This is a genomic window from Streptomyces sp. NPDC026246 (assembly GCF_055567995.1).
This window is the reverse complement of record NZ_JBVHPJ010000011.1, coordinates 257,555-264,508: the sequence shown is the minus strand read 5'-3', so window position 1 is coordinate 264,508 and position 6,954 is coordinate 257,555. Positions and strand designations below refer to the sequence as shown.

General features: G+C 72.4%; 5 protein-coding genes. 2 read left to right on the top strand and 3 right to left on the bottom strand.

The features are described 5' to 3' along the window. Positions 1-423 precede the first annotated feature (423 nt). Complete coding sequence (locus ACZ4M5_RS26665; protein WP_467740318.1) at positions 424-972, bottom strand: MarR family winged helix-turn-helix transcriptional regulator; 549 nt, start codon at positions 970-972, stop codon at positions 424-426. Positions 973-1,095: 123 nt separating this feature from the next. Between ACZ4M5_RS26665 and ACZ4M5_RS26660 the strand changes: the two genes are divergently transcribed. Beyond that, on the top strand, positions 1,096-2,358 hold the full coding sequence (locus ACZ4M5_RS26660; RefSeq protein ID WP_467740331.1) for an MFS transporter: 1,263 nt from the start codon (positions 1,096-1,098) through the stop codon (positions 2,356-2,358). A gap of 10 nt (positions 2,359-2,368) precedes the next feature. Here ACZ4M5_RS26660 and ACZ4M5_RS26655 read toward each other — a convergent pair whose 3' ends face one another. Both ACZ4M5_RS26655 and ACZ4M5_RS26650 read right to left on the bottom strand, forming a co-directional pair. Beyond that, positions 2,369-4,039 carry an ATP-binding SpoIIE family protein phosphatase gene (locus ACZ4M5_RS26655; protein WP_467740317.1) on the bottom strand — a complete coding sequence of 557 codons (1,671 nt, stop codon included), beginning with the start codon at positions 4,037-4,039 and terminating at the stop codon, positions 2,369-2,371. A gap of 165 nt (positions 4,040-4,204) precedes the next feature. Beyond that, positions 4,205-5,581 carry an NAD(P)/FAD-dependent oxidoreductase gene (locus tag ACZ4M5_RS26650; protein WP_467740316.1) on the bottom strand — a complete coding sequence of 459 codons (1,377 nt, stop codon included), beginning with the start codon at positions 5,579-5,581 and terminating at the stop codon, positions 4,205-4,207. Positions 5,582-5,959: 378 nt separating this feature from the next. Here ACZ4M5_RS26650 and ACZ4M5_RS26645 point away from each other — a divergent pair, with 378 nt between their 5' ends. Continuing rightward, positions 5,960-6,730, top strand: coding sequence for a TetR/AcrR family transcriptional regulator (locus ACZ4M5_RS26645; protein ID WP_467740315.1), 771 nt, complete (start codon positions 5,960-5,962; stop codon positions 6,728-6,730). The last annotated feature ends 224 nt before the right edge of the window (positions 6,731-6,954 follow it).

Genomic DNA, 6,954 nt, shown 5'->3' with positions numbered 1-6,954 from the left:
CTTGCGTTTCCGACTCTATCAGATCTTTCCGATCCGATTTCCTCGGTGCTTTCCAGGTTTCCGCTCTCGCGGTTTCCTTTCCGGCGGTTCCGACTCTATCAGATCCTTTCGGGCCTGATTCCCAGTCAGGGGGGCTTGTCCTCGCGGCTGTTGGGCCGTTCCGACGTGTCCAACCTTAGCGCGGTCTCTCGGCGATCCAAAATCGAAGCCGATGCGGATTCGATCAGGGCGTCGAGTCCCATTCGAATTGAATTCGGGCACGCCGAATACAACCCCGCTGGGATCGATCTTGCTGTGGTGGGTGCCGCTGCTGCGGCGGAAGTGCTGCCGAAGAACCGTTACGGCTCCGCGGCAACCCGAAGAACTTTACGGACCGGGCGGGAGGGTGTCAAGCCTCCCCTGTCAAGAACTTTTGGCAGTGCGTCAGTCCAGGTCGGTGAGGCGTCCGCCGGCGTCCGGCTGGGCGTGCTCCACCCGGCGCAGCAGGCGCGTGAGCACCTCGCCCAGCGCCGTGCGCTCCCGCGGGGACAGGTCCTGGAGCAGGTCTTCCTCGAAGACCGACGCCAGGCGCATCGCCTCCAGCCACTTCTCTCGCCCCTCCGGTGTCAGCTCCACGATGACGCGGACGCGGTTCGTCTCGTCCCGTTCCCGGGTCACCAATGCCTCGGCGACCATGCGGTCGATCCGGTGGGTCATCGCGGCCGGCGTCAGGCCGAGGCGCTTGGCCAGGTCGCTGGGGCCCAGACGGTAGGGGGCGCCGGAGAGGACGAGGGCCTTGAGGACCTCCCACTCGGCGTTGCTGATCCCGAGGGCCGCGGTCTGACGGCCGTAGGCGACGTTCATCCGGCGGTTCAGGCGGGACAGGGCGGAGACGATCTGCTCCACCTGGGGGTCGAGGTCCTGGAACTCGCGCTGGTACGCGGCGATCTGCTCTTCGAGGGTCGGCTCGCGGGGGCCGGGGGTGTCGCCCATGGGCCGCAGTATGGCACGGCCCTCCTTTGCCTTGAAGTCCTTGAGTATGTACTCTTTAGCATCGAACTTTAGCTTCGAAGTCTTCACTCCTAACTTGTGAGAGAGGTGAACGTGACCAGGGCGATGGGCGCTGCGATGCGCCGGATCCACGTGGGCAACGCACTCAGCGCTTTCGGGCTCGGCTTCACGGTCCCGTATCTGTACGTCTATGTGGCGCAGGTGCGGGGGCTGGGGGCCATGACGGCGGGGCTGGTGCTCGCCGTCTTCGCTGTGGCCGCACTGATCGTGCTGCCGTTCGCCGGACGGGCCATCGTCCGGCGCGGTCCGCTGCCGGTGCTGCTCACCGCCCTCGTCACCGCCGCCCTGGGGGCGCTGAGCCTGGGGATCTCCGGCAGCGCGGCGGCCGTGCTGGTCTCGGCCTCCCTGCTGGGAGCCGGCCAGGCCGTGATGCAGCCGGCGCTGGCGACCATGATCGTCGACTGCTCCAGCGCCGACACCCGCTCGCGTGCGTTCGCCATGCAGTTCTTCCTGCAGAACCTCGGGCTCGGTGTCGGCGGGCTCATCGGGGGCCACCTGGTCGACACCAGCAGCGCCGCGTCCTTCACCCTGCTCTTCGCGATCGAGGCGGCGATGTTCCTGCTGCTGGTCGTGGTGATGGCGACCGTGCGGATGCCGCACGCGCCGCGGATGGACGCGCCCGTCGGCTCGGACCGGGGCAGCTGGAAGCAGTTGCTGGGCAACCGCGCCATGGTGCAGCTGTGTGTGCTCGGCTTCGTGCTGTTCTTCGCCTGCTACGGGCAGTTCGAGTCGGGCCTGAGCGCCTACGGGGTCGAGGCCGCCGGTATCTCGACGTCCGCGCTGGGGACCGCGCTGGCCGCCAACACGCTGGTGATCGTCGTGGCGCAGTTCGCCGTCCTGCGGTTCGTGGAGCGGCGCCGCCGGTCGCGGGTGATCGCCGCCGTGGGTCTGATCTGGGCCGTGGCGTGGATCGTCGCGGGGTACGCGGGGCTCGGTCACGGGAGCCAGGAGATGGCCACGGCCGCGTTCGTGTCGACGTACGCCCTGTTCGGGCTCGGGGAGGCGATGCTGTCGCCGACCGTGGCCCCGCTGGTGGCCGATCTGGCGCCGGAGGGCATGGCCGGTCAGTACAACTCTGCGTTCGCCCTGGTCAAGCAGCTCGCGCTGGCCGTCGGACCGGCGGTGGGCGGACCGCTCGGGGCGTCGCTGCACGCTCCCTACATCGTGGCGTTCCTGCTGTTCTCGCTGGGGATCACCGTCCTGGCCGTGCGGCTGGGGCGGCAGCTGACGGACGCGCAGGACCAGCCCTGGGTCGCGAGGAGCCGGGTCGTGGCGCGGGGCGGGGCGCCCGTCTCGGCGGACGTCTGATCCGTCCCCGTCAGGACAGTGTGGTGCGGGGCAGGACGAACTCGCACCACACCGCCTTGCCGCCGCCCGGTGTGCGACGGCAGCCCCAGTTCGAGGCGATCGTGGCGACGATGGCGATGCCCCGGCCCGATTCGTCGCCCGGCTCCGCGCGGCGGCGTCTGGGGAGGTGGTCGTCGCCGTCGGTGACCTCGATGATCAGCCGGCGGTCGGTGCGGCGCAGGCGCAGCCGCATCGGCGGCGTGCCGTGCTGCAGGGAGTTGGCGACCAGTTCGCTGGTCGCCAGCACGCCCAGGTCGTGCAGGTCCGCGGGGAAGCGCCAGCTGGTCAGGACGCCGGAGGCGAAGGCACGCGCGCGTGGGGCCGCCTCCACACCGCCCAGCAGTTCCAGGGCGGCGTTGCGGAACAGCTCGCTGTCCGGACCCGTGCGGGCGGGGTGCTGCAGGACCAGGACGGCCACGTCGTCGTCGTGGTCGGGGGTGACGCCGGCCGAGCGGATCAGGCGGTCGCAGACGACCTGGGGGGTGCCGGTGGCGCCGGCCAGGGCGCGCTCCAGGGCGGCGATGCCCTCGTCGAGGTCGGCGTCGCGGCGCTCCACCAGGCCGTCCGTGTAGAGGACGGCCGTGGAACCGGGGGCGAGCGGGATCGAGCCCGAAGTGTGCATCCAGCCGCCGGTGCCGAGCGGGGGGCCGGTCGGTTCGTCGGCGCGCAGGACCGTGCCGTTCTCGTCGCGGACGAGGATCGGGAGGTGGCCCGCCGAGGAGTAGACGAGCCTGCCCTCGTTCGGGTCGTGGATGGCGTACGCGCACGTGGCGATCTGGTGGGCGTCGATCTCCGCCGCGAGGCCGTCCAGCAGCTGGAGGATCTCGTGCGGGGGCAGGTCGAGGCGGGCGTAGGCGCGGACGGCCGTGCGGAGCTGGCCCATGACCGCCGCCGCGCGGACGCCGCGGCCCATGACGTCGCCGATGACCAGGGCCGTGCGGCCGCCGCCCAGCGTGATCACGTCGTACCAGTCGCCGCCCACCGCCGCCTCGGTGCCGCCGGGGTGGTAGGTGGCGGCGATGCGCAGGTCGTCGGGCTGTTCCAGCTCCTGGGGGAGCAGGGAGCGCTGGAGGGTGACGGCCGTCTCGCGCTGGCGGCGTTCGCTGGCGCGCAGGCGTTCGGCCGCTTCGGCGTGGTCGGTGACGTCCGTGGCGAAGACGAGGACGCCGCGGCCGTCGCCGCCGCCCTTGCCGTCGTCGCGCTGGGCGACGGGGGTGCAGGTGAAGGTGTAGCAGCGGCCGTCGGGTGCCTTGCGGGACTTGACCGTCCGGGGCTTGCCGCTGCGCTGGACCTGGTCCAGCAGGGGGAACAGGCCGAGTCCGTCGAGCTCCGGGAGGGCCTCGCGGGCTCGTTCGCCCAGGGGGCGCACGCCGAAGGCGGTGGTGTAGGCGTCGTTGACGTAGGCGATGCGGTGGTCGGGGCCGTGGACCAGGGCGACGAGGGAGGGGACGCGGTCGAGGACCTCGCGCACCCGCAGGTCGTCGACGGCGGGGACGGGCGGGGCCCCGCCGGTCAGCTGCTCGGCGCGGGCGGCGGGGACGGAGCCGTCCCCCCGCCGGTCGGGGGAGGCCGTCTGCTCGGTCCGCGCTGCGGCGCGGCGCTGCGTTCCGGGGAGCCGGGCGCTCCAGCGCGTGAAGTTCACGAATCCTTGCCTCGTGTAGTGGTCGGCGGCCGGAACCGGCCGGGGCCCGGGGGCCCGCACCGGGACGTGGGTGGCACGCCCGCGGTGGTGGACCAGTCTGGCAGGGCGCTGACCGGACCGACATCCGTCAGACGCCGGGCCGGCCGCGGGAGTTCCTGGAGCGGGTCAGGACGACCCCTTCGGGTTGTGCGGGGGGTCCTGGGAAGGCTTTCCACCGGCCGCGAGTTCGAACTCGGCCCGCGGGTGTTCGAGTGAGCCCAGGGAGACGATCTCCCGTTTGAACAGCCCGGCCAGGGTCCATTCGGCGAGCACACGCGCCTTGCGGTTGAAGGTGGGCACGCGGCTGAGGTGGTAGGCGCGGTGCATGAACCAGGCCGGGTAGCCCTTGATCTTGCGTCCGTAGACGTGCGCGACGCCCTTGTGCAGACCGAGGGAGGCGACGGATCCGGCGTAGGAGTGCTCGTAGGTCGTCAGGGGTTCGCCGCGCAGGGTGTGCACGATGTTGTCGGCGAGGACGGCGGCCTGGCGGACGGCGTGCTGGGCGTTGGGCGCGCACTCGCGGCCGGGTTCCCTCGCCGTGACGTCCGGGACGGCGGCGGCGTCTCCCGCGGCCCACGCGTGCGTGGTGCCCTCGACCGACAGCTGCGGGGTGCACTTGAGGCGGCCGCGCTCGTTGCGGGGCAGGTCGGTCGCGGCGAGCACGGGGTGCGGTTTGACGCCGGCCGTCCAGACGACCGTGCGGGTGGGGAAGCGGGCGCCGTCGCTGAGCACGGCGACCCGGTCGGCGCACGACTCCAGGCGGGTCTCCAGGCGGACGTCGATGTTGCGCCGGCGCAGCTCGGTGACGGTGTAGCGGCCCATCTCCTCGCCGACCTCGGGCAGGATGCGGCCCGAGGCCTCGACCAGGATCCACTTCATGTCCTCGGGGCGGACGTTGTGGTAGTGCCGGGCCGCGTAACGGGCCATGTCCTCCAGCTCGCCGAGCGCCTCCACGCCCGCGTAGCCGCCGCCGACGAAGACGAAGGTGAGGGCCGCGTCGCGGATGGCGGGGTCGCGGGTGGAGGAGGCGATGTCCATCTGCTCGATGACGTGGTTGCGCAGCCCGATGGCCTCCTCGACGGTCTTGAAGCCGATGCCGTGCTCGGCGAGGCCCGGGACGGGCAGGGTGCGCGAGACGGAGCCGGGGGCCAGCACCAGGTGGTCGTAGGTGAACCGCTGTCCGCCCGTGCCCTCCTCCTCGGTGGCGAGGGTGGTGACGGTGGCGGTGCGCTGGTCGTGGTCGACGGCGGTGACCTCGCCGATGATGACGCGGCACCGGCCGAGGACGCGGCGCAGCGGTACGACGACGTGGCGGGGCGAGATGGCCCCGGCGGCGGCCTCGGGGAGGAACGGCTGGTACGTCATGTACGGGTCGGGGGTGACGACGGTGATCTCCACCTCGTCGCGGTCCAGTTCCCGGCCCAGTCTGCGCTGCAGGCGCAGGGCCGTGTACATCCCGACGTAGCCGCCACCGACAACGAGAATGCGCGCACGTTCCTTCACCCTCCCATGACGCACCCGCCGCTTGCGTTTGTCCACAGCCTCGACGAATTGTGTGACCGGGGCGGGAGCCGGCGCGTAGTTGGCCGAAAGGGCGGGTCGGCGGGAGTCGCCCCAGGTCAGGGTGGGTGGTGCGGGGGGCGCGCGCAGGAACATTCCGGACGTATGCGGCCCGTGCTCCGATCGGTGGGCGCTCTGTGCGGAACCTGCCCCTTCTGAATTGACTCCCTCTCAACTATGTTCGTCTGTCGACGGGGTGTAGGGGGATGTGCTCACCGGGTCCGCGACGGGCGGGCCCGCGGACCCGGGCTGTTCCCCCGTCCCGCCAAGGCATGACGGGGAGTGTCTCCGGGGGGAGACGTCATTACCGGGGGAATGCATATGCATGTTCAGGATTCTCGATGGTCGACCGTGTCCGCTCTCGCGGGCGGCGCGACGATGAGCGCGGCGCCGGGCGGTGCCCGCCCGGACGGGGCGCGGACCACACCGCTGCGCGTGGACGCGCAGCGCAATCTGGAGCACGTGCTGCGTGCGGCGCGCGAGGTGTTCGGCGAGCTGGGTTACGGCGCGCCGATGGAGGACGTGGCCCGGCGCGCGCGGGTCGGCGTGGGCACGGTCTACCGGCGGTTCCCGAGCAAGGACGTCCTGGTGCGCCGGATAGCCGAGGAGGAGATCTCCCGGCTGACCGACCAGGCGCGTGCGGCGCTCGGGCAGGAGGACGAGCCGTGGTCGGCGCTGTCGCGCTTCCTGCGGACGTCGGCGGCCTCCGGCGCCGGGCGGCTGCTGCCGCCGCAGGTGCTGCGGGTTCCCGTGGAGGACGGTGCGGGCGGTGCGCGGGTGCCGCAGCAGCGGACGCAGCCCGGACCGGCGGAGCTGCGGCTCGTCCCCGACGAACCGGCCGCCGTGGCCGCGGTGCCGGCGGTCGGGGCGGAGGAGGACGACGCCGGCGCGGCGGCGCTGCTCGAGGTCGTGGGCCGGCTCGTGGAGCGGGCCCGTGCGGCGGGCGAGCTGCGGGCGGACGTGTCCGTCGCGGACGTCCTGCTGGTGATCGCCACGGCGGCGCCCTCGCTGCCGGACGCGGCCCAGCAGGCGGCGGCCTCGGCCCGGCTGCTCGACATCCTGCTGGAGGGACTGCGCTCGCGACCGGCGTGAACCGGCGCGGTGCGTACGGGCCCCGGGCGCACCGGGGTCCGGGCGCACCGGGGTCCGTGAGGTCCATGGCGCGAAGCGGCCCGGGGCGTGCGCCGGTGAGCCCCGGTCGCCGTGGTCCGGGCGACAGCTCGGAGGCAGCACGAAGGCGCGATCCTTCCCCGGGCGGGTGCCGTTCAGTACTGGCGTGCGGCGAATCCCCTCGGACGGGTGACGCTGCTGGCGCA

What these genes read in the sequence shown, in the direction of transcription:
- ACZ4M5_RS26665 (WP_467740318.1), bottom strand. Translation starts at nt 972, where the DNA reads ATGGGCGACACCCCCGGCCCCCGCGAGCCGACCCTCGAAGAGCAGATC.
- ACZ4M5_RS26660 (WP_467740331.1), top strand. Translation starts at nt 1,096, where the DNA reads ATGGGCGCTGCGATGCGCCGGATCCACGTGGGCAACGCACTCAGCGCT.
- ACZ4M5_RS26645 (WP_467740315.1), top strand. Translation starts at nt 5,960, where the DNA reads ATGCATGTTCAGGATTCTCGATGGTCGACCGTGTCCGCTCTCGCGGGC.